22 protein-coding genes are annotated in these 22,029 nt (G+C 68.0%); 15 read left to right on the forward strand and 7 right to left on the reverse strand.

Features of this window, described 5'->3' with window-relative positions:
* Positions 1-73: 73 nt before the first annotated feature.
* The 3 genes from C1926_RS18230 to C1926_RS18240 all read left to right on the forward strand — a co-directional run bounded on the left by C1926_RS18230 (position 74) and on the right by C1926_RS18240 (position 1,704).
* On the forward strand, positions 74-658 hold the full coding sequence (locus tag C1926_RS18230) for a hypothetical protein (RefSeq protein WP_079221035.1): 585 nt from the start codon (positions 74-76) through the stop codon (positions 656-658).
* Positions 659-701: 43 nt separating this feature from the next.
* A complete protein-coding gene (locus tag C1926_RS18235; protein ID WP_108760168.1) occupies positions 702-1,148 on the forward strand; it encodes a GNAT family N-acetyltransferase in 447 nt (148 codons plus the stop codon).
* A gap of 61 nt (positions 1,149-1,209) precedes the next feature.
* Complete coding sequence (locus tag C1926_RS18240; protein ID WP_108760169.1) at positions 1,210-1,704, forward strand: hypothetical protein; 495 nt, start codon at positions 1,210-1,212, stop codon at positions 1,702-1,704.
* 48 nt (positions 1,705-1,752) lie between these two features.
* Here the strand turns inward: C1926_RS18240 and C1926_RS18245 are convergent, their stop codons facing one another.
* Positions 1,753-2,175, reverse strand: a complete 423-nt coding sequence (locus tag C1926_RS18245; protein ID WP_159095150.1) for a hypothetical protein — start codon at positions 2,173-2,175, stop codon at positions 1,753-1,755.
* A gap of 62 nt (positions 2,176-2,237) precedes the next feature.
* Positions 2,238-3,359 carry a PAAR domain-containing protein gene (locus C1926_RS18250; RefSeq protein ID WP_254057324.1) on the reverse strand — a complete coding sequence of 374 codons (1,122 nt, stop codon included), beginning with the start codon at positions 3,357-3,359 and terminating at the stop codon, positions 2,238-2,240.
* A 216-nt stretch (positions 3,360-3,575) separates the two neighbouring features.
* Here C1926_RS18250 and mqo point away from each other — a divergent pair, with 216 nt between their 5' ends.
* The 11 genes from mqo to C1926_RS18305 all read left to right on the forward strand — a co-directional run bounded on the left by mqo (position 3,576) and on the right by C1926_RS18305 (position 16,434).
* Positions 3,576-5,264: a malate dehydrogenase (quinone) gene (gene mqo, locus C1926_RS18255; RefSeq protein ID WP_079221030.1), complete on the forward strand. Its 1,689-nt coding sequence runs from the start codon at positions 3,576-3,578 to the stop codon at positions 5,262-5,264.
* A 331-nt stretch (positions 5,265-5,595) separates the two neighbouring features.
* Positions 5,596-7,791 carry a TonB-dependent siderophore receptor gene (locus C1926_RS18260; RefSeq protein WP_108760172.1) on the forward strand — a complete coding sequence of 732 codons (2,196 nt, stop codon included), beginning with the start codon at positions 5,596-5,598 and terminating at the stop codon, positions 7,789-7,791.
* 267 nt (positions 7,792-8,058) lie between these two features.
* Positions 8,059-9,702 (forward strand): malonate decarboxylase subunit alpha, encoded by a 1,644-nt coding sequence (gene mdcA / locus C1926_RS18265; protein ID WP_108760173.1) that lies wholly within the window; start codon positions 8,059-8,061, stop codon positions 9,700-9,702.
* Positions 9,703-9,712: 10 nt separating this feature from the next.
* Positions 9,713-10,033, forward strand: coding sequence for a malonate decarboxylase acyl carrier protein (gene mdcC / locus C1926_RS18270; protein WP_108760174.1), 321 nt, complete (start codon positions 9,713-9,715; stop codon positions 10,031-10,033).
* Positions 10,030-10,938 (forward strand): biotin-independent malonate decarboxylase subunit beta, encoded by a 909-nt coding sequence (locus tag C1926_RS18275; RefSeq protein ID WP_108760175.1) that lies wholly within the window; start codon positions 10,030-10,032, stop codon positions 10,936-10,938. The genes mdcC and C1926_RS18275 overlap by 4 nt, the downstream gene beginning before the upstream one ends.
* A complete protein-coding gene (gene mdcE, locus C1926_RS18280; RefSeq protein WP_108760176.1) occupies positions 10,935-11,645 on the forward strand; it encodes a biotin-independent malonate decarboxylase subunit gamma in 711 nt (236 codons plus the stop codon). The genes C1926_RS18275 and mdcE overlap by 4 nt, the downstream gene beginning before the upstream one ends.
* Positions 11,638-12,279 carry a malonate decarboxylase holo-[acyl-carrier-protein] synthase gene (gene mdcG / locus C1926_RS18285; RefSeq protein ID WP_108760177.1) on the forward strand — a complete coding sequence of 214 codons (642 nt, stop codon included), beginning with the start codon at positions 11,638-11,640 and terminating at the stop codon, positions 12,277-12,279. The genes mdcE and mdcG overlap by 8 nt, the downstream gene beginning before the upstream one ends.
* The gene (gene mdcB / locus C1926_RS18290) at positions 12,276-13,133 is read left to right on the forward strand and encodes a triphosphoribosyl-dephospho-CoA synthase MdcB (protein WP_108760178.1); all 858 of its coding nucleotides are present in this window, start codon (positions 12,276-12,278) and stop codon (positions 13,131-13,133) included. The genes mdcG and mdcB overlap by 4 nt, the downstream gene beginning before the upstream one ends.
* On the forward strand, positions 13,130-14,050 hold the full coding sequence (gene mdcH / locus C1926_RS18295; protein WP_108760179.1) for a malonate decarboxylase subunit epsilon: 921 nt from the start codon (positions 13,130-13,132) through the stop codon (positions 14,048-14,050). The genes mdcB and mdcH overlap by 4 nt, the downstream gene beginning before the upstream one ends.
* 104 nt (positions 14,051-14,154) lie before the next feature.
* The gene (locus C1926_RS18300; RefSeq protein ID WP_079221021.1) at positions 14,155-15,522 is read left to right on the forward strand and encodes an SLC13 family permease; all 1,368 of its coding nucleotides are present in this window, start codon (positions 14,155-14,157) and stop codon (positions 15,520-15,522) included.
* A 192-nt stretch (positions 15,523-15,714) separates the two neighbouring features.
* Positions 15,715-16,434 carry a GntR family transcriptional regulator gene (locus tag C1926_RS18305; protein WP_079221020.1) on the forward strand — a complete coding sequence of 240 codons (720 nt, stop codon included), beginning with the start codon at positions 15,715-15,717 and terminating at the stop codon, positions 16,432-16,434.
* Positions 16,435-16,578: 144 nt separating this feature from the next.
* Here the strand turns inward: C1926_RS18305 and C1926_RS18310 are convergent, their stop codons facing one another.
* Together C1926_RS18310 and C1926_RS18315 are read right to left on the reverse strand one after the other, a co-directional pair.
* Complete coding sequence (locus C1926_RS18310; RefSeq protein WP_108760180.1) at positions 16,579-16,905, reverse strand: hypothetical protein; 327 nt, start codon at positions 16,903-16,905, stop codon at positions 16,579-16,581.
* Positions 16,906-16,936: 31 nt separating this feature from the next.
* Complete coding sequence (locus tag C1926_RS18315) at positions 16,937-17,395, reverse strand: hypothetical protein (RefSeq protein ID WP_108760181.1); 459 nt, start codon at positions 17,393-17,395, stop codon at positions 16,937-16,939.
* A 155-nt stretch (positions 17,396-17,550) separates the two neighbouring features.
* Here C1926_RS18315 and C1926_RS18320 point away from each other — a divergent pair, with 155 nt between their 5' ends.
* Positions 17,551-18,498: a nucleoside hydrolase gene (locus tag C1926_RS18320; protein ID WP_108746162.1), complete on the forward strand. Its 948-nt coding sequence runs from the start codon at positions 17,551-17,553 to the stop codon at positions 18,496-18,498.
* A 4-nt stretch (positions 18,499-18,502) separates the two neighbouring features.
* Here C1926_RS18320 and C1926_RS18325 read toward each other — a convergent pair whose 3' ends face one another.
* The 3 genes from C1926_RS18325 to C1926_RS18335 all read right to left on the reverse strand — a co-directional run bounded on the left by C1926_RS18325 (position 18,503) and on the right by C1926_RS18335 (position 21,969).
* Entirely contained in the window at positions 18,503-19,762 is a 1,260-nt protein-coding gene (locus C1926_RS18325) for an MFS transporter (RefSeq protein ID WP_108760182.1), read from the reverse strand.
* A gap of 156 nt (positions 19,763-19,918) precedes the next feature.
* Positions 19,919-21,232 (reverse strand): HAMP domain-containing sensor histidine kinase, encoded by a 1,314-nt coding sequence (locus C1926_RS18330; RefSeq protein ID WP_108760183.1) that lies wholly within the window; start codon positions 21,230-21,232, stop codon positions 19,919-19,921.
* On the reverse strand, positions 21,229-21,969 hold the full coding sequence (locus C1926_RS18335) for a response regulator transcription factor (RefSeq protein WP_079225131.1): 741 nt from the start codon (positions 21,967-21,969) through the stop codon (positions 21,229-21,231). The genes C1926_RS18330 and C1926_RS18335 overlap by 4 nt, the downstream gene beginning before the upstream one ends.
* Positions 21,970-22,029: the final 60 nt, after the last annotated feature.

Genomic DNA, 22,029 nt, shown 5'->3' on the forward strand with positions numbered 1-22,029 from the left:
TCCCGTTGCTGCGCAACGGACTCTGACCCCGTTTCTGTGCCAGCATCACCGCAACCGACGAGGGAGCTGGGTGATGCAGACCGAACCTGTATTCCTGCATATCCGCGTGGTGATGGGCATCATCCTGGGCCTGTCGATCACCACGCTGCTGAAGGGCCTTGCGCAGATCATCGAGCACCCGCAGCGGCGTGGCTGCTCTGCCCTGCACCTGTGTTGGGTCGCGTGGACGCTGGTCTCGCTGGTCACCTTCTGGTGGTGGGAATTCCGCCTGATCGAGGTGCACCGCTGGACGTTCGAGACCTACCTGTTCGTGATCGGCTACAGCGCCACCTGGTTCCTGCTGTGCGCCCTGCTGTTTCCCGATGACCTGCGCGAATACGGCAGCTACGGCACCTACCTCATGCACCGCCGGCGCTGGATCTTCAGCGTGATCGCCACGCTGTCGCTTTTGGATCTTGTGGATACCGCGATCAAGGGGCAGAGTCGCTGGCGGCTGCTGGGCGAGGCGTATCCGTTGCACACGGCGCTGATGCTGGTGGTCTGCGTGCTGGGCTGGAACCTGCGCACGGCGCGCGCGCAGATGGTGCTGGCGGGGGTGGCACTGGCCTACCAGATTGGCTATTTCGCCGCGGAATACTTCACCATTGGCAGTGATTGAACACCCGCGCCCGGCATCGCCCGGCGCCACCGAAGGAGCACGGATGCCGATCCACTACCGCCCTGCACGACCCGATGATGCGGCCGCCTGCATCGACCTGCGCGGGCGTACCCGCGAGAACGCCTTCAGCGCCGCACAGCTGGCCGAACGGGGCATCACCTTGGACAGCTGGGCCGCCGGCATCGCCGAGGGTGACTTCATCGGCCGCATCGCCGAAGACAACGGCACCGTGGTCGGCTACGGCTTCGCCGACCGCGACAGTGGCGAAGTGCTGGTATTGGCCCTGCTGCCGGACTACGAGCGCCGGGGCATCGGCAAGCGGCTGTTGCAGGAGGTGGTCGAGCTTGCCCATGCAGCCGGGCATTCGCGCCTGTTCCTCGCCTGCTCGGCCGATCCGCGGTCCCGCTCGCACGGTTTCTATCGCTACCTGGGCTGGCGCCCCACCGGCGAGGTGGACGAGGCCGGTGACGAGATCCTTGAACTGGGCTGACGCCTGGCGAGTTGACGCTATCGCTGGGGCTGCTAGGCCTCAAGATCGCCAAGGAGACAAAATGGACCGCCGCGTGATCTCGCTGATCGCCATCCTTGCTGCCACTACGCCGCCTGCTTACAGCAAAGAAGCTCTTCCCGGGATCGAACTTCTTGCGCGCTGCGTCGATGATGCGCGGTGCCGTTTCCGTGGCGACACGCTCAATGTGGAACTGGAACTGCGCAATGCAGGCAGCGAGTCCGTGACGCTGCCCTTGGAATACATTCGCAGCCGCGGCCCCTCGGTCAAGGTGAAAGACAATGCTTCCGGGAAGTTGGCATCCCTGCACAGCGGCATGGCCGCCGCTGCGTTGCGGGACCAGATGCAGGAGCTGCGTGCGGGCCAGTCCCTGCGCATCGGCTTCCCGATCAAGCCGCAGGAGCTGACACGATTTGCCCTGCGCCCGATGGACGTGACGCTGCAGTTCTCGGTCAACCTGACGCCCGGCGCACACGGCGCCGATGCGCAACGGGTCCAGGCGCAGTTGAAAGTGGTCGACGCTGAACCGGCGGAATGATGTCCGCGCGGCCCCAACCTGCGCGCGCTGCCGGGTAAGCAGTCCGGCTCAGCGCGACGCGCTGCCAGCCGGGTCGGTGATGCGCAGCTCGCTGCTGACGATGCGGGCCTGCCCACCGCGTACACCCGGCGTCAGGTTGACGCTGAACACCGCCGACACGTCGATCGGGCGCAGCGCGAAATGGCTGATTTCCGTTGGCAGGATGCGCCAGGGGAACCGGAAGGACTGCCCCGGCCGCAGCGTCTGCGGTGACTTGAGCAGGCGCGCGTCGGGCGGATTGATGGCCAGCGACGTTTCCTTGCCCGAGTGGCGGTCCACCAGCTTCACGCTGGGCCCGCGACGGCGGTAGAACTCGGCCGGCACCTGCACGTCCTCGCTGCCGGCATTGCGCAGTTCCAGTTCCACGCGGATGTCCTCACCGAGGAAGTGGCAGGGAGCATTGTCGATGCAACGCACGTGGAGTTCGATCATGGCGGGCGTTTCCTGGCTGGATGCGGTGAAAGGCATGGCGGCAATCATGAGAGCGAATGACATCATGAGACGGTGCATGTGATCTCCCGGGCGATCTCGCGGGTCAGCAGTTCCTGTACCTCGCGTCCGATGTTGTAACAGTGGCGCGGCCGGGTCACGCTGCAGTCCACGCTGGACATGATGGTCGCCAGCGGATCACTGTCCTCGCGGAATTCCGGCGCATGCACCTCTTCGGTGTCCAGCGTACCGCTGGGCAGGAAGAACTTCACAACGGCATCGCTTTCCACGGCGGCATCATCGTACTCGTCAGGCAGGCCCAGGCAGTGTCCGTACTCGTGCGCATAGGTCCACGGCGTAGTGTCCACCGATGCATGGATGACGCTGCCGCTGACCATCTCACGTTCGTAGACATCGTGCAGCAGGACCGAATAGTCCTGCCCGCTGTCGACGAAATCGATGTCATAGCGGACGGGGAAAGTTCGCGTGCCGCACTGGGGATCGGCCACGGTGATGGTGAACTGGTTGTTCCAGTGCCTGTTGATTCCGTCACGCAGGCGCTGCTTTGCTTCGGTCACCTGGGCGGCACTCACGCGCCCATGGGTGGTCACCCGGAAGCGGCTGGTCACCACGATGTCGCCCCCGCTCTTGAGAGGAACATCGACGCGGAAGCTGGCGTGCAGCTGATAGTCATATTGCGCGCCATCGGGCGCATAGGCCTCGAAGTAACGTCCATCCGGCGACTGCGACACCTGGGTGGAATGGTCCTTCACCCAGCACTGCGGTGCGACCGGCGCTTCCGGCGCGGCCGTACCCGGAGGCGCGAACGGCGGGGTCTGCAACGGCAACGTCTTCAGCAGCGGCGCCACGATGCCTGCCACCTTGGCCAGGGTGCCCAGCGCGGAACTGCCACCACCACCACCACCACCGCCGGCAACGACATGCGCGCGCTGCTGCTGGCCCGCCACCAGGGCGCAGCCACAACTGGCCTTGTCGCCATCGCGCGCCACCGGCTGGCCGTCGATCACCAGGCTCGCATCGCCACTGACGATGGAACCCGGCCCGTGGCGGGCACAGATCACCCGGTCCCCGACGCGGGCAACCGCGCGGCCTTCGACATCGGTATGGGGCGACCCTGAAAGGACCGAGCCGCCCGTCTGCAGGGCGTCGCCAACTACGATCAGCATCCGTGACATCGGTGCGCGGCCCCTCCGTGGCCGGTCGTTGCGGGGTATCAGCCGCCTAGTGTAACGCGGTGGCCCGATGAGCGGGATGCTGCATCGCACCAAAACAAGACCAGAAAGGGTTAAAATCCCGACAGGTTGCTGCAAGGCATTGTTTCTTCACGCCATTTGCCGTCACGGCGCGCATCCTGCCCCCTTCCCCACGCCCAAGTCATTCCCATGAAGAAATTTGGCAAGGCTCTTATCGCCCTGCTCGTGCTGCTGTTGCTGGCCGCCGCGCTGTTCCTGTACTGGCCGCTGACCCAGCGCTCGGTGCCCGCCGCCAGCAACGACAAGCCGGTCGACGTCGTCCTGGTCGGCGCCGGCATCATGAGCGTCACCCTGGCCACCTACCTGCAGGAACTGCAGCCGGACTGGAACATCCAGGTCTACGAGCGGCTGGACACGGTCGCCGGCGAAAGCTCGGACGGCTGGAACAACGCCGGTACCGGCCACTCGGCATTCGCCGAACTGAACTACACCCCGGAACTGCCCGACGGCAGCATCGAGACCAAGCGCGCGGTCGGCATCGCCGAATCGTTCGAGGTCTCGCGCCAGTTCTGGTCGCACCAGGTGAAGGAAGGCCGGCTGAGCCAGCCCAGCGACTTCATCAATCCGACCCCGCACATGAGCTTCGTCTGGGGCGATGACAACATCGCCTACCTGCACAAGCGCCAGCAGGCGCTGGTGAAGAACCCGCTGTTCTACGGCATGCAGTACTCGGAGGATCCGGCACAGATCAAGCAGTGGGCACCGCTGCTGATGGAAGGCCGCGACCCGAAGCAGAAGGTCGCTGCGACCTGGATGCCGCTGGGTACCGACGTCAACTTCGGCGTGATCACCCGCCAGCTGACCGCCGGCCTGCAGCGCAGCCCGAACTTCGGCCTGCACCTCAACCATGAAGTGCGCGCCCTGCGGCAGAACGCCGACAAGAGCTGGAACGTGACGGTGAAGGACCTCAAGGCCGGCACCGAGACCACCACCCATGCGCGCTTCGTGTTCATCGGTGCCGGTGGCGCCGCGCTGAAGCTGCTGCAGATGTCCGGCATTCCCGAATCGAAGGATTACGCCGGCTTCCCGGTGGGCGGCCAGTTCCTGGCGTTCCAGGGCGCGGACGTGACCTCGCGCCACCACGTGAAGGCCTATGGCATGGCCGAAACCGGCTCGCCGCCGATGTCGGTGCCGCACCTGGATGCGCGCAAGCTGGACGGCAAGCCGGTGATCCTGTTCGGGCCGTTCGCCCTGTACAGCACCAAGTTCCTCAAGCACGGCTCGTGGTGGGACCTGTATTCGTCGGTCAACCACAACAACGTCGGCCCGATGCTGTCGGTGGGCAAGGACAACCTGGACCTGGTGCAGTACCTGATGGGCCAGGCACGCCTGGACGATGCCGACCGCCAGGCCGAACTGGTGAAGTACTTCCCCAACGCCAAGCCCACTGACTGGAAGCTGGTGACCGCCGGCCAGCGCGTGCAGATCATCAAGCGCGACCCGCTGAAGGGCCCGGTGCTGCAGTTCGGCACCGAGATCGTGACCGACAAGGACCACACCCTGGCCGCCCTGCTGGGTGCTTCCCCGGGTGCCTCGACCTCGCCGCCGATCATGCTGGACCTGATGGCCAAGGCCTTCCCGGAGCAGATGAAGGCCGGCTGGGAGACCCGCCTGCGCGAGATCGTGCCGTCGTACGGCCGCAAGCTCAACGACAGCGCAGCGCTGACCAACGAGATCCGCACGCTGACCAGCCAGAGCCTGCACCTGCCCTACCTGGAGGTGCCGCTGGAGAACGCCGCGACGCCGGCGCTGGCCCCGGCCACTGCCCCGGCCGCGCCGGAAAAGCGCAACGCCAACGAGGAACTGCAGGCGCTGTAAGCCCGCACGTTCAGCGCAGGACACGGACGGCCACCTTGGGGTGGCCGTTCGCGTTTGGGGGTTCCGGCGGTTGGGGTCAGAGCCCTTTGCTTCGGCAAAGGGATCTGACCCCGGGGTCGGATCCCTGCGCCGCAGGCGCAGGGCTCTGACCCCGTTCTGGATGCGCAAAGACCATTTCGCCGTGTCACGAATTGTAATGCTGTTAAGAACGATTTACATTTGCGTCCCGCACGACGCCCGCATGCCCCCAGATGGATCTGAGCCCACCCGATGCCGCCGCCCGGGTGCTGGTTGACGGCTGCCTCCCCCCGCCCACGTCCTCGAGCTCTCCATGACCCTGCCTGCCCGCTCTTCCCTGCCCCGCCGTGCGCTGCTGCCGGCCGCCCTGCTGTCCTGCCTTGCCGTGGCCGCGCCCGCCGCTTCGGCTGCCGACGCGGGTGCCGATGCCTCCGACGCCAAGACCCTGGACCGGGTGAGCGTGCGCGCCGAACAGTCTGCGCCGCCGTCGAGCACCACCCGCCTGCCGATCACGCTGCAGGAAACCCCGCAGTCGTCCACGGTGATCGGCCTGGAGCGCCTGCAGAACGAATCGCTGTTCAGCATCAACGACGTGATGCGCAATGTGACCGGCGTCAGCGTGTCCTTCTATGACACCCAGCGCCCGCTGTACTACGCGCGTGGTTTTGCCATCACCGATTTCCAGGTCGACGGCATCCCGACCTACAGCGGCTCGACCAACCAGGAATACGACACCGCCTTCTACGACCGCGTGGAAGTGATCCGCGGTGCCAATGGCCTGCTCAGCGGCGCCGGCGTGCCGTCGGCCACGGTGAACCTGCTGCGCAAGCGGCCGGGCAAGGAATTCGATGCCTCGTTCTCGGTCAGCGCCGGCAGCTGGGATTACCGCCGCATGGAGGCCGACGTGACCGCGCCGCTGACCGCAGACGGCCGCTTCCGCAGCCGCGTGGTCGCCGCCTATACCGATCGTGATTTCTATTACGACCGCTACAAGGAAGACAAGATGGCCGGCATGGCCGTGCTGGAAGGCGACCTGACCGACAGCACCACCGTCACCGTCGGCTACCAGACCCAGGACAACAACCCGGTGGGTTCGACCTGGGGCACCGTGCCGTTCTTCGACAGCCAGGGCAATTTCGCCCACCTGCCGCGCTCGACCAACCTGTCGCCGAAGTGGAGCTACTGGCAGCGCGAAACCAGCACCGTGTTCGCCAACCTGGAGCAGCGCTTCGGTGACGACTGGCTGCTGAAGATCAACACCTCCTACACCCGCGGCAACGTGCAGAACGTGCGCCTGTACGGCACCGGCAACCCGAACCCGGTGGACGGCTCGGGCATCTTCCTGCGCGCCGCCGCCGGCGATGCCGAAGACACCCGCCGCAACGTCGATGCCTACCTGACCGGCACCTTCAACCTGTTCGGCCGCGAGCACGACGTGACCCTGGGCACCCAGTGGTCGGACCTGGAAGCCACCACCAACACCACCACGCTCAACTTCCCCACCGACTGGGCACGCTGCGGCGGCGATCGCTGCTACTACATCCCCAACGTGTACGACTGGAATGGCGACATTTCCGAGGTGACCTACACCCGTACCGGTGGGCGCCGCGTGGCCAAGACCACCCAGAGCGGCATCTACCTGGCCACCCGCCTGCGCCTGGCCGATCCGCTGTCGCTGATTGCCGGCGCGCGCCTGAGCCGCTGGCAGACCCTCAGCCGCTCCTACAGCACCACCGGCGCCTACACCGGCACCAGCGGCGCCTTCAAGGTGAGCGATGAAGTGACCCCGTACGTGGGCCTGGTGTACGACATCACCCCGAACGTATCGGCGTATGCCAGCTACACCGAGATCTTCAACCCGCAGAATTTCAAGGACAAGAACGAGAACCTGCTGGCCCCGGTGCAGGGTTCGAACGTCGAAGCGGGCATCAAGACGCAGTGGCTGGATGGCCGCCTGACCGCCAATGCCGCGGTGTTCGAAGCCAAGCAGGACAACTACGCGGTGCGTGACATGAGCGTGCCGGACAATTCGCTCAGCGATGGCACCTCGGCCTACATCGGCGTCAACGGCACCAAGGCGCGTGGCTGGGAAGTGGACGTCAACGGTGAGATCCTGCCGGGCTGGACGGTCAACGCCGGCTACACCCACGTCAAGGTGACCCGCGCCACCACCGACCTGCTGTATGCCAACCCGGCTGAAGACCTGCTGCAGCTGAACACCCAGGTGCGCCTGCCCGGCGCGCTGGACCGCCTGAGCGTGGGTGCCGGCGTGCAGTGGCAGAGCAAGGTGCAGGGCTACAACATCCCGTATCCGCTGGGCGGCACGGTGACGGTGAACCAGCCGGCGTACGCGCTGGTGCAGTTCAACGCCAACTACCGCATCAGCGACAACTGGACGGCGACGCTGAGCGTGCGCAACGCGCTGGACAAGACCTACTGGGCCAACCTGGACTACAACAACTACGGCGAACCGCGGTTCGTGGCGGCCAGCCTGCGCTGGAAGTTCTGAGGCGCCTGCAGAACGGTGGGTGCCGACCGTTGGTCGGCACTCCCTGCCCTCCGCCACGACCAACGGTCGTGGCCTACCGGAATGGGCCAGCCCGCGCTGGAAGTTCCAGGCAGCCCTGTAATTGGTGGGTGCCGACCGTTGGTCGGCATACCTCTCAACCCTGAATGGGCCCGCCTGCGCGCGGGCCCTTCTTTTTGCTGCGCTGCGGGTTGCACACCCCTCCATAATTATGTCGTAATTATCACAACACCAATCGGAAGCCGGTCGATGAACCCGAGCTGGGACACGTTGGAACGCAGCCGCCAGGCCCGCCTGGAACGCGCCGCGCCATGGGCCAGGGGCCGCGAAGTCGCCGCCGCAGACGTGGGTGCGTTGCTGCACGCCCTGCTGGAGCCGGGCGACAAGGTCTGCCTGGAGGGCAACAACCAGAAGCAGGCCGATTTCCTTGCCCAGGCCCTGGCCAACCTGGACCCGGCACGGGTGCACGACCTGCACATGGTGCAGTCGGTGCTGTCGCTGCCCTCGCACCTGGACGTGTTCGAGCGCGGCATCGCCTCCAAGCTGGATTTCTCCTTCTCCGGTCCGCAGTCGGTGCGGCTGGCCAACCTGGTGGCCGAAGGGCGCATCCAGATCGGCGCCATCCACACCTACCTGGAACTGTTCGGCCGCTACTTCATCGATCTCACCCCGCGCGTGGCGCTGGTCGCCGCACAGGCTGCCGATCGCCACGGCAACCTCTACACCGGCCCGAACACCGAAGACACTCCGGTGATCGTCGAAGCCACTGCCTTTGGCGGCGGCATCGTCATCGCCCAGGTCAACGAAATCGTCGACACCCTCCCCCGCGTCGATATCCCCGCTGACTGGGTCAACTTCGTGGTGCAGGCGCCGCGCCCGAACCACATCGAGCCGCTGTTTACCCGTGATCCGGCGCAGATCTCCGAGATCCAGGTGCTGATGGCGATGATGGCCATCAAGGGCATCTACGCCGAGTACGGCGTCAACCGCCTCAACCATGGCATCGGCTTCGACACCGCGGCCATCGAACTGCTGCTGCCCACCTATGCAGAGTCGCTGGGGCTGAAGGGAAAAATCTGCCAGCACTGGGCGTTGAACCCGCACCCGGCACTGATCCCGGCGATCGAATCGGGCTTCGTCAAATCCGTGCATTCGTTCGGTTCGGAACTGGGCATGGAGAAGTACATCGCCGCCCGTGGCGATGTGTTCTTCACCGGCGCGGACGGTTCGATGCGCTCCAACCGCGCGTTCTCGCAGACCGCCGGCCTGTATGCCTGCGACATGTTCATCGGCTCGACCCTGCAGATCGACCTGCAGGGCAACAGCTCCACCGCCACCCGTGACCGCATCGCCGGCTTCGGTGGCGCGCCCAACATGGGCTCCGATGCACGAGGCCGCCGCCACGCCAGCGATGCCTGGATCAAGGCAGGGCAGCAGGCCGCGCGAACGGGTGAAATGCCGCGCGGGCGCAAGCTGGTCGTGCAGATGGTGGAAACCTTCCGCGAACACATGGCACCGGCCTTCGTTGAACGACTGGACGCCTGGGAACTGGCCGAGCGCGCGGACATGCCGCTGCCGCCGGTGATGATCTACGGCGACGACGTCAGCCACGTGCTGACCGAGGAAGGCATCGCCAACCTGCTGCTGTGCCGCACGCCGGAGGAGCGCGAACAGGCGATCCGCGGCGTGTCCGGTTACACCGCCGTGGGCCTCGGGCGCGACCGCGCGATGGTGGAAAACCTGCGCGACCGCGGCGTGATCCGCCGCCCCGAAGATCTCGGCATCTCACCGCGCGATGCCAGCCGCGACCTGCTGGCTGCGCGTTCGGTGAAGGACCTGGTGCGCTGGTCCGGCGGTCTGTACGACCCGCCCAAGCGCTTCCGCAACTGGTAAGGGACAGAGCATGGAAACCCTCGACTATCGATTCGACGGCCGCACCCCCGTGCAGTTCCCGCGCGATGCGGTGCTGGTGGGCGTGCTCGCCTCGGGCAACCTGGAAATCCTGCTGGAGCCCGCCGCGCAGGACGGTGCGATGACGGTGCGGATCATCACCGCCGCGCAGGGCTTCGGCACCATCTGGCAGGCGGTCATCGCCGACTTCGCGCAACGCCATCCGCTGCGCGACGTGCGCATATCGATCAACGATGCAGGCGCAACGCCGGCCGTGGTCAGCCTGCGCCTGGACCAGGCCGTGGAAACCCTGCTGGCCGGAGGCACGCGATGAGCCACGTACAACGCCACAGCTACTACGAAGCCGATGCACGCGAACGCATTGCCGGGCTGGTCGATGCCGGTTCGTTCCGCGAGTTCCTCGGCCCGGCGCGACGGGTGATGAGCCCGCACCTGGCCCAGCTCGACCAACCGGCCGCCTTTGACGACGGCATCGTCGTCGGCGAGGCCACGCTGCAGGGCAGGCGCGTGCTGCTGGCCGCGCAGCAGGGCGAGTTCATGGGCGGTGGTGTCGGCGAAGTGCACGGCGCCAAGCTGACCGGCCTGCTGCGGCGCGCGGCGGAAACACGCCCCGACGGCGTGCTGCTGCTGCTCGACACCGGCGGCGTGCGCCTGCACGAAGCCAACGCGGGGCTGATCGCCATCTCCGAAATCATGCGTGCAACGCTGGGCGCACGCGCCGCTGGCGTGCCGGTGGTCGCCCTGATCGGCAGCGGCAATGGTGCGTTTGGCGGCATGGGCATCGTCGCCCGCTGCTGCACCACCGTCATCATGTCCGAGGAAGGCCGGCTGTCGCTGTCCGGGCCGGAAGTGATCGAGACCGTGCGCGGCGTGGAAGAATTCGACTCGCGCGACCGCGCCCTGGTATGGCGCGTGACCGGCGGCAAGCACCGCTACCTGATCGACCAGGCGCAGGTGCTGGTGCCCGACGCCATCGAAGCGTTTGCACGTGCCGCCGCGGATGCACTGCAGGCCGACACCGCCAGCGGCGATACCGACACCGCACTGAACGCCCTGCAGGACCGCCATGCCGCACTGAAGGCACGCGTGCAGGCCTGGGGCGATTGCCGCGATGGACTGGAGATCTGGGCACGCCAGGGCATCGCCGAACCCGAGCGCCTGCCGCTGCTGGACACCGACGCCTTCCTTGCCGCCACCGCCGACCGGAGCCTGCCATGAGCGCCCCGCTGCAGACCCTGCTCGACGCCCTGTTCCCGCGCGGGCACCGCATCGACGTGCAGGATTCGGTGCTGACCGGCACGGCCACCACCGAGGATGGCGAGGTAACGGTGATCGGCACCACCGACCGCATCGAGGTCGGCGTCGACCATGCGTTGGCTCTGGCCGACACCGTGCTGGCCAGCACCGCTGCGCATCCGCAGCGACCGATCGTGATGCTGGCCGACACCGCTGGCCAGCGGCTGGCCCGCCGCGATGAACTGCTGGGCATCAACGGCTACTTCGCCCATCTCGCGCAGACCCTCGACCTGGCCCGCCGCCGTGGCGCGCGCCTGGTCACCCTGGTCTACGGTGAATCGGTGAGCGGTGGTTTCCTGTCCTTCGGCCTGATGGCCGACCACATCCACGCCCTGCCCGACGCGCAGGTACGGGTGATGGACCTGCGTGCGATGGCGCGGGTGACCAAGCAACCGCTGGAGAAGCTGCAGGCACTCAGCCAGAGCTCGCCGGTGTTCGCGCCGGGCGTGGCCAACTACGTGTCGATGGGTGCGGTCGATTCGCTGTGGGACGGCGACCTGGCCCAGCACCTGCTGCAGGCACTGCGCACGCCCAGCGACGGCGACCTGCGTGCCGCACGCGGCGCAGAGCGCGGCGGCCGTGCGCTGGCAGCGGATGTCTGCACTGCGGTGGCCCGCGGCGATGCCTGATCGGCCCGCCCGCCACACGCTGGCCTGGCTGTCGGCCAATGCCGACTGGCGGGCCGACGTGGCCGCGCACGAACCGCGCCTGGCGGCGTGGTTTGCGCAGGGGCTGCCAGCGATGGTGGCGCGGCGCGCCGTGGATGATCCCGACCCGCGCCTCCGCCTGGGCGTGCCGCTGCCGCCGAGCGAAGGCAAGCAGCGCATCGCCCTGCGCGTACCGCTGCACGATGTCGTGCGCCAGCAGCCGCCGCCGACACTGGAAGCGATCCTCGCCACCGGAGTTGCCCATGACTGGCAGCTGGCGCTGCACGCATTGGCGCACATTGCGCCTGCACGCGTGTTTGGTGCCTTCGCCTGGCAGCATCTCAGTGGCCTGCCCTATGTGCATGCGGCTTCGGATATCGACCTGCTGTGGCAGGTGGATGCCGCTGCGCAGGCTGACGCGGTGGTCGCGCGCCTGCAGGGCTGGGAACGCGAGTACGGCCGTCGCGTGGATGGCGAACTGTGCCTGGGCGATGGCGGCGCGGTGAACTGGCGCGAATACGCCGGTGGCAGCCGCCAAGTGCTGGTGAAGCGCCTGGAAGGCGCCGCGCTGGAAGCCCGCGAACGCCTGTTCGTCGCCACTGGAGTGGCCGCATGAACGCCCTCGCGCATGCCAGCCCGCACATCGCGCGCCGCGTCGACAGCGCGCGCCTGGGCCGGCTGGCCATCGCCAGCCTGCATGCCGAACTGGCCTGCGCGCCGAAGCCGGGCCTGGTTACTCCGTTCGACAGCGGCAGCCATGACGACATGGACGCCGGTACGTTCCTGCGCAGCCTGTTCGCGCTGCGCCACTACTTCACCGCAATTGCCAGCGCCGGTGCCGACGATGCGCCGTTCGCTGCCCTGCGCGCGCACGGCATCGCCGCCGAGCACGCGATGCTGCGCGTCACCGGCGGCATCAACACCCATCGCGGTGCCATCTTCAGCCTCGGCCTGCTGGTGGCCGCCGCCGCACGCTGCCGCCGCCGGCAGGGCCACGCCGCGCCCGCCGCGCAGGTCTGCCTGGCCGTGCAGCACTGGGCCGATGACTTCGCCGCTGCGCCGCTGGATGCGTCCAGTCCCGGCCAGCGCGCGCGCCTGCGCCATGGCGTGCCGGGCGTGCGCGAACAGGCCGCCGCCGGTTACCCCGTGCTGCGCGACCTGGCCGTGCCCACCCTGCGCCACGCCCTGCACAGCGGCCTGGCGCGCGACGCGGCCCTGTGCCAGACCCTGATGCAGCTGGTTGCGCAGGTGGATGACCTGAACCTGCTGCACCGTGGCGGCGCTGACGGGCTGGCCTGGGCCCAGCAGCAGGCGCGCAGCTTCCTCGCAGGCGGCGGCGCATTCGCACCCGGCTGGCAGGCACGCCTGCATGCCCTCGGCGAGGGCTTCGTGGCCCGTCGCCTGAGCCCCGGTGGCAGCGCCGACCTGCTGGCCTGCGCCTGGTTCCTGCTGCAGCAGGAGGGCGCATGAGCCTGGCCCTGCTCTGCCCCGGCCAAGGTGCGCAGCATGCGGCGATGTTCGACCGCGTGCGCGATCTGCCTGCGGCCCGCGATGTCCTGCACGCCGCGGGCGCGGTACTTGATCGTGATGTCTTCGACGCCGCTGCCGATGACGCGCGCTTCGACAATGCGCTGGCGCAACCGCTGCTGTGCGCGGCCACGCTGGCGCACTGGCAGGTGCTGCGCGACGGCCTGCCGGCGCCGGTGGTCGTGGCGGGCTACAGCATCGGTGAACTGGCCGCGCATGCGGTTGCCGGCAGCGTCGACATCGCAACCTGCCTGGCCCTGGCCGCACAGCGCGCACGGCTGATGGATGCCGCCAGCCCCGCCGATGCGGGCATGCAGGCGGTGCTGGGGCTGCAGCGCCACACCCTGCAGCCACTGTGCGATACACACGGTGCCCATGTGGCCATTGCCAACGGGCAGGATCATTTCATCGTCGGCGGCACGCAGGCGTCACTGCAGGCGCTGGCCGATGCAGCACGCACACAGGGTGCGGAGGTTCGCCCGTTGCCGGTGTACGTACCTGCACATACCCCGCTGCTGCAGGCCGCCGTCGCACCGTTTGCGGCCGCGCTGGACGCTTCGCCGCTGCAGGCGCCGCGCCTGCCGCTGCTGGCCGGCATCGATGCGCGCCCGGTGCGTGATCGCGCGGCAGCGGTGCACACGCTGTCGGCGCAGCTGGCACAGACCATCGAGTGGGCGCAGGTGATGCGCCAGGCCTTCGAGCGCGGCGCGCGGGTGTTCCTGCAGCTGGGCCCGGGCAACGCATTGGCGCGCATGGTCGCGCCGTCCTACCCGTGCTGCGAGGTGCGCGCGGTGGAAGAGTTCCAGAGCCTGGATGGCGCCGCGGCATGGGTCCGCAGCGCGCTGGAGCGGCTGCAGTAACGGGTTCGAGCAGGACGTATCACGCATCACGTTGTACGACGCCTTACCCCGGGATGGCGGGTCTCCATCCGAGCTGTACGCGAGTCACGTGTCTGGGAGGGCGCATGAGTCCACAAATCGCAACGATCATCGGCTTGGTGATCATGTTCATCGTCGCTACCGCGATGCCCATCAACATGGGTGCGGTGGCCTTCGCCCTGGCCTTCATCGTCGGCGGCGTCTGGGTCGGCATGGGGGGCAAGGAAGTGCTTGCCGGCTTCCCGGGCGACCTGTTCCTGACCCTGGTCGGCATCACCTATCTTTTCGCCATCGCGCAGAAGAACGGCACCATCGACCTGCTGGTGCACTGGGCGGTGAAAGCCGTGCGCGGCCACATCGTGGCCATCCCGTGGGTGATGTTCGTCATCACCGCCGTGCTGACCGCCTTCGGCGCGCTGGGTCCGGCCGCCGTGGCCATCATCGGTCCGGTCGCGCTGCGCTTCGCCAAGCAGTACAACATCAACCCGCTGATGATGGGCCTGCTGGTGATCCATGGTGCGCAGGCCGGTGGCTTCTCGCCGATCAGCGTGTACGGCAGCATCACCAATGGCGTGGTGCAGAAGGCCGGCCTGGAAGTGACCGAGATGGCGGTGTTCCTGACCAGCCTCGGCTTCAACTTCATGATGGCGATCATCTGCTTCCTGGCCTTCGGCGGCATCGCCCTGATGCGTCGTGGTTCGATCACTGCCGCCGGCACCGTGGGCGGTGCTGACCTCGCCATGGCCGGTGGCCCGCAGGCGTCGTCGCGGCAGTTCGCCATCGAGGGCCACGGCGCGCTGGTGGCCGCCGGTGGTGGCACGCTGTCGAATGATCCGGCCGCACTGGATGCGGTGGGCTTCACCCGCGAGCGTCTGTTCACCCTGATCGGCCTGCTCGGCCTGGGCGTGGCCGCACTGATCTACAACCTCAACGTCGGCCTGGTCTCGATCACCGTTGCGGTGGCGCTGGCCCTGCTCTCGCCGCAGAGCCAGAAGGGTGCGGTCGATGGCATCAGCTGGTCGACCGTGCTGCTGATCTGCGGCGTGGTGACCTACATCGGCGTGCTCGAACATGCCGGCGCGGTGGATTTCATCGGCCATGGCGTGTCCAGCATCGGCATTCCCCTGCTGGGTGCGCTGCTGGTCTGCTACGTCGGCGGCATCGTCTCCGCGTTCGCCTCGTCCGCCGCCGTGCTGGGCGCGACCATTCCGCTGGCGGTGCCGTTCCTGATGCAGGGCCACCTGGGTGCCGCCGGCGTGATCTGCGCGCTGGCGGTGTCGTCCACCATCGTCGACGTCAGCCCGTTCTCGACCAACGGCGCACTGGTGGTGGCCTCGGCAGCGAAGGAAGAGCGGGAGACGCTGTTCCGCCGCTTCCTGGTCTACAGCGGCCTGGTAGTCGCGTTCGGCCCGCTGCTGGCCTGGCTGGTGTTCGTGGTGCCGGGCTGGATGTGAATTTGAAGGGGCGCCGGAGGATTCCGGCGCCCTTCGAATCGGGGGGTAGAGTCGACCGTTGGTCGACTATCGCGCGCAGCGCGGGATCTTCGGGATCCATGCGAAGGGCAGTCGACCAACGGTCGACTCTACCAAGCCGTATTTCCCCACCCCGTTACAGGTTCCACGCAGGGAGGCAGTACACTTTCCACCATGGCCATTGCTCCCGCACCGCGTTCACCGAAGAAGCGCGCACCTCTGTATGAAGAGGTGGCCGAGCATGTGCGCGAGCGCATCTACGACTACCGGCTGCCGCCGGGCGAATGGATCGACGAGCCGGCACTGTGCGAGGAACTGGGCATCAGCCGCACGCCGTTGCGCGAGGCGCTGAAGCTGCTGGCCGCCGAAGGGCTGGTGCAGATCGATGCTGGCCGCGGCGCGCGGGTCACCCGGCTCACGCTGGAAGACCTCAACCAGCTGTTCCCGGTGATGGCGATGCTGGAAGGCCGCTGCGCGCATGAAGCGGTCAGGCACATCGACGATGCCGGCGTGCAGCAGCTGGAGGATCTGCACGCGGCCATGGAAGCGGCCGCCGCCAACGGCAACATCGCCGAGTACTACCGCAACAACTACCTGATCCACGAAACCGTGCAGCACTACGCCGGCAACCCGTGGCTGATCCGCATCACCCACGACCTGCACCGCATCCTGAAGATGCACCGTGGCCGCCAGCTGCTGGCACCGGGCCGCACCGCGCAGTCGCTGGCCGAGCATCGCGAGCTGATGGACTGCTTCCGCCGCCGTGACGCGCAGGCAGCCGAACGCACGATGGAACGCCACCTGCTGAGCCAGGGCCAGGCGCTGGCCGCCTACGTGGCCGATGGGGGGTTGTTGAACGTGCCCGCACCGTTGCCGACCGAAGGCGGCGGCTGAGCGGGTACGGCACGGCACGAATAACGCCGGCCGACCGCTGTTCCGTAGAGTCGAGCTTGCTCGACTGCTTCTTAGGGGCAGTCGAGCATGGCTCGACTCTACAAATGCCAGGAGCAGTCGAGCATGGCTCGACTCTACAAAAGCTCAATCGCTGCAGCTGCCACCGTCGCCGCCACCACTGTCGCTGCTGCAGTCCGAGCCGCCGTGGCTGTGGCTGTTGTGGCTGTCACTGGAGTAACTGCCCGAGGAATCGTAGCTGCCCGCGAAGCTGCCATCACTGCGGCTGACCGAGCCATCGGCGGTGGCGATCGCCATGCACAGGATCGCGCCGACCAGCGGCAGCAGCCAGACCAGCAGCAGCTGCACCGCCCGCCCGCCCATCGACACGTCATCGCGCCTCACCACCACGAACGTGGCGACCAGGTTCAGGCCCAGCACGAGGGCGATCAGGACCAGGGTCACCACCAGCATGGCGTGCCTCCGCAGCAGCGAACCGGCGCGGTCATGGCGCCACCATCAATGACTGGATCTGCGCGCGCTCATCCAGCGGCCGCTGGAAACCCACCGGATGGACCGGTGCATGACGCTCGCCCTTGAGCAGGAACAGGCTTTCGCTGTCCAGCGTGGCCTCGCGGATATGGCCCAAGGTGTAATGCCACATCGTCCACAGCGGCACCCGGATCGTCGCCGGCACCCTACCCTCCCGCGGCCGCAGCACGTCCTGCACCTGCAGGACCAGGCGGATCTCGTTGTCCAAGCCTGGCCCTGTGCGCGATCCGGGATCGGTCAGCGGCCGTCCCTTGCCATCGACCATCTCCACGTCGACCACCGTGGCGCGGACGATCTGGTCGGCTTCCGCCACCATTTCCGCCAGCGGTTTCGGCGCCACCGAGGTGGCCAATGCAGGCGCGACGGTACCCAGGCACAGCAGGCCGGCCAGCAGGATCGCGGGGGTCTTCATGGCGGTTCTCCTTCCGTGGATACCCCCTGACGATAGCACCGCCGCCCCGGTTCGCCCTGCCTGTCATGAAGATGGGACAATGTAGGGCGCGCCGGCCCGGCCCCCCAGGGGCCCGCCGGCCCCCTTGCACCACACGGAAGAAGAAGAACAACAACATGCTGAAAGTCATTTTCGATACCGACCCGGGCGTCGACGACGCCCTGGCCCTGCTGTACCTGCACAAGCACGCGCAGATCGACCTGGTCGGCGTCACCACCACCTTCGGCAACGCCTCGGTGGAATCGACCACCCACAACGCGCTGTACCTGAAGCAGGCCTGGGGCTTCGCCGCCCCGGTCGCGCGCGGCGCCGCCGGCCCGCTGCAGCCCGAAGCCACGCCGGAAGCCTGGCCGGTGCACATCCATGGCCACAACGGCCTGGGCAACCACCCCGTGCCGACCGCGCTGGACGTGGCCGCCGATGCGCGCCCGGCCCACCAGCTGATCATCGACCTGGTCCGCGCCCACCCGGGCGAAGTGACCCTGGTGGCGGTCGGCCGCATGACCAACCTGGCCCTGGCCCTGCAGCACGCCCCTGACATTGCCGGCCTGGTGCGCGGCGTGGTCCTCATGGGCGGCGCCTTCCACGTCAACGGCAACATCACCCCGGCCGCCGAGGCCAACATCTGGGGCGACGCCGAAGCGGCCGACATCGTGTTCACCGCACAGTGGCCGGTCACCGCCATCGGCCTGGACGTCACCACCCGCGTGGAGATGGACCGTGATGGCCTGGACAAGCTGGCTGCCATCGGCGGTGCCGACGCCGAGCTGGTGCGCGCGCTCTCGCAGGACTACGTGGACTTCTACCTGCAGGCCGGGCACAAGGGCATGGTGGTGCACGACTGCTGCGCCTGCATCGCCCTGACCCGCCCGGAGCTGTTCCAGTTCGAGCGCGCCAGCGTGCGCGTGGCCACCGATGGCGTGGCCCGCGGCATGACCATTCCCAAGCCGGAAGGCCTGGCCTTCGGCCCCAGCGTGTGGGATGGCCACGTGCTGCAGTCGATCGCCATCGGCGTGGATGCCCCGGCCGTGCTGGCCGACATCGAGCAGACCCTGGCGGTCTGATCGCCTAGCGCCTGGCCCTGCCCGGGGTCGTCTCGGGCAGGGTCCACAGCACCGGCAGCACCAGCACCGCCACCAGCGCGATCATCGCACCCGGTGCCGCTGCCCAGCCGCTGCGTTCCACCCACCACTGCGCCAGCCACGGTGTCGCCCCGCCGAACACCGCCGTGGCCATGGTCACCCCCAGTGCCAGCCCGCTCACCCGGCCTTCGCCCGGGAACTGCTCGGCCGTGGCGGGTGCGGCCACCGCGCTTACACCACCAGCCACGCAGGCCAGTACCACCGCCGCCAGCGCGGTGCCCAGCGGCGCCGCCTCGGCCATCCAGCCGAACATCGACAACGGCAGCAGTGCCGCCAGTACCGTCAGGCCCAGCAACAGCGGACGCCGCCCGAAGCGATCAGACAACATGCCGCACAACGGCGTGATCGCAATGACCGCCACCGCGGCCACCGTGGACAGCCACAGCGCATCGCCTTCGTCGTGCCCCTGTGCGTGCAGGAACGCCGGCACGTAGGTGATGCCCACGTAGTAGGTAATCGAGCCCAGCGCGGAAATCGCGAAGGTGCGCGCCACCGCGCCGGGATGGTTGCGCAGCACGTGGCGCAGCGGCGTGGCCGGAATGCTGCCCTCGCGGCGCTGGCGCTCGAATTCGGGGGATTCATGCATGCCCGACCGTGCGATGAGGATCACCAGCGCCAGCGCGGCACCGACGAAGAACGGAATGCGCCAGCCCCAGCCATCCAGCTGCGCGGGCGTGAGCGTCGCCACCGTCACCGCGGAGATCGCCACTGCCAGCAGCGCGCCCACTTCGCTGGCGGCCGAGGCCAGCGACGTGACCAGGCCGCGTCGCCGCGCCGGTGCGCTTTCCAGCAGATAGGCCACCACCCCGGTGTATTCACCGCCCACCGAAAAGGCCATCACGCAGCGCAGGACCAGCAGCAATATGCCGGCCGTGGTGCCCGCCGTCGCCGCAGTCGGCAACAGCGCCGTGGCCAGCATCGCCGCCGCCATCAGCGCCATCGAGGCCAGCAGCATCCAGCGCCGGCCGAGGCGATCACCGAGGTGGCCGAAGCACAGCGCGCCCAGCGGACGCATCAGGTAGGACACCGCGAACCCGGCCAGGGTGACCAGCATGGCCTGCTCGCCGCCACCGAAGAACACCCGCGACAGCACGGTCGCGAAGTACAGGTAGAGGGTGAAGTCGTACCACTCCACCACGGTGGACAGGCCTGCCACCCACATCGAGCGCTGCCGCGCCGCGGTCATTTCAGTCATGGGCGGAGGGTGTCACGCGCAGGGTGACGGCGCGGTGCACCTGCAGGCAGGGCGCGGGGTCAGAGCCCTTTGCCGGTGGCAAAGGGATCTGACCCCGCTCCGGGGTCGGATCCCGTTCCCGCAGGGAATGGGCTCTGACCCCAGCCATCAGCCCGGCAACTGCAGCACGGCCTGCAGGCCACCGCCGTCCCGGTTGCGCAGCTGCAGCGAACCACCCAGCGACTGTGCCAGCTGCACGGCGATGGCCAGGCCCAGGCCGGTACCGCCGGTATCGCGGTTGCGCGAGCTCTCCAGCCGGTGGAAGGGCGCCAGCACCGCCTGCAGCTGGTCCTCGGGAATGCCCGGGCCCCGATCGGACACGCTGATCCACGGCTTGCCGGCAGCATCACGACCGGCATCGATCTCGGCGCTGCCGGCATAGCGCAGCGCGTTGTCCACCAGGTTGCCGACCACCCGGCGCAACGGCTGCGGCCAGGTCTGCACGGTCAGTCCCGCCGGCGCACCGCCGGACACCGGCTTGCCCATGTCCTCGTAATCTCCGACCACGCTGGCCAGGAATGCGGCAAGGTCCATCGCCACCGGTGCACCACTGGCCACATGGCTGCTGCGCGCATAGGCGACGCCTTCGCGCACCAGCTGGCCGAGGTGGTCCAGGTCATCCAGCAGGCGCTGCTGGGTGGCATCTTCGGGCAGGGTTTCCACGCGCAGCTTCATCCGCGTGATCGGTGTCTGCAGGTCGTGCGAAATGGCGGCCAGGATCTGCAGGCGCTCGCTGACATGGCCGCGGATGCGTGCCTGCAGCGCGTTGAGTGCGGCCGCAGCCGCACCTACTTCGGCAGGGCCATCCTCGGGCAGCACCGCTGCATCCTTGCCCGGCTGCAGGTGCTCGACCGCGTGCGACAACTGCTGCAGCGGGCGCAGCGCCAGCCGCACCGCCAGCCACGCGCACAGCAGCAGCAACGCCAGCTGCACCAGCAGCACGGCCGGCAGCCAGCGCGCCAGCGGCAGGCCGGACGGGATCACTTCGATGGTCAGCGGCGTGCCATCGTGCAGGCGCAGCTCCACCTCGAAACGTTCGGGCAGGCGCGCGACCTGACGTGCCAGCAGCGGATAGCGATGCTCCAGGCTGTCATCGATGATGGCGGTGACCTGGCGCGCGCGCTCGGTTTCCAGTGCCGGCCCAGACGCAGCCGGACGCAGCAGGTAGCGATAGGTGCGGCGTTCCAGCCGCGGCACCCAGGCCTGGCGCTGGTCCGCTGGCAGGTGTTCCAGCAGCGCCACGCTCACCGCCACGTCCTCGTCCAGGTTGCGCAGCATCATGCTGCGCGTGGCCTGGTAGCGCTCGAAGAACAGCAGGCCGAACGACAGTGCGTGGGCCAGGGTCAGCCCGCCCAGCAGCAACAGCAGCAGGCGCGCGGACAGCGTGCGCGGCCACGGCAGTCGGCGCGCGGCAGCGTTCATTCCTCCGGCCCCAGCAGCTGCACCGGCACGCTGAACACATAACCTTCGCTGCGCACGGTCTTGATGTAGGTCGGCTCGCGCGCATCATCGCCCAGGCGCTGGCGCACGCGGCTGACCAGCAGGTCGATCGAGCGATCGAACAGTTCCGCATCGCGGCCCTGGGTGAGGCTGAGCAGCTGATCGCGGCTGAGCACGCGGTTGGCGTGGTCGAGGAACACGCGCAGCAGGCGGAACTCGGCGCCGCTGAGCGGATAGGCGGTGTCCTGCGCATCCAGCAGGTGGCGCGCGGTGGTATCCAGGCGCCAGTCGCCGAAGGCCAACTGGCGGCCGGCCTCGCTCACCTGCAGGTTCGGCGGCAGCATCTGCGTGCGGCGGATCACCGCGTTGATGCGTGCCAGCAGTTCGCGCGAGGAGAACGGCTTGGTCACGTAATCATCGGCGCCCATTTCCAGGCCGATGATGCGATCGGTCTCATCATCGCGGGCGGTCAGCAGCACCACCGGCACGGCGCGGTGCTTGCCGGCCCGCAGGTTGCGGCACAGGCTCAGGCCATCCTCGCCGGGCATCATCACATCCAGTACCACCAGGTCCACGGCGTGGGTGTCCATCAGCGCGCGCATCGCGCGACCGCCATCGGCCTGGCTGACGCGCAGGCCGTTGCGCTGCAGGTAGTCGGCCAGCATCTGGCGGATGTCGCTGTCATCATCGACGACAAGGATGTGCGGTACGTGGTTCATTGCGTTCTCGATGATGGCGGCGGAGGACAAGGCCGCGCGGCGCGGCCATGGTAGCGCGGC

This window comes from Stenotrophomonas sp. ZAC14A_NAIMI4_1, from assembly GCF_003086915.1.
Lineage (GTDB): Bacteria > Pseudomonadota > Gammaproteobacteria > Xanthomonadales > Xanthomonadaceae > Stenotrophomonas.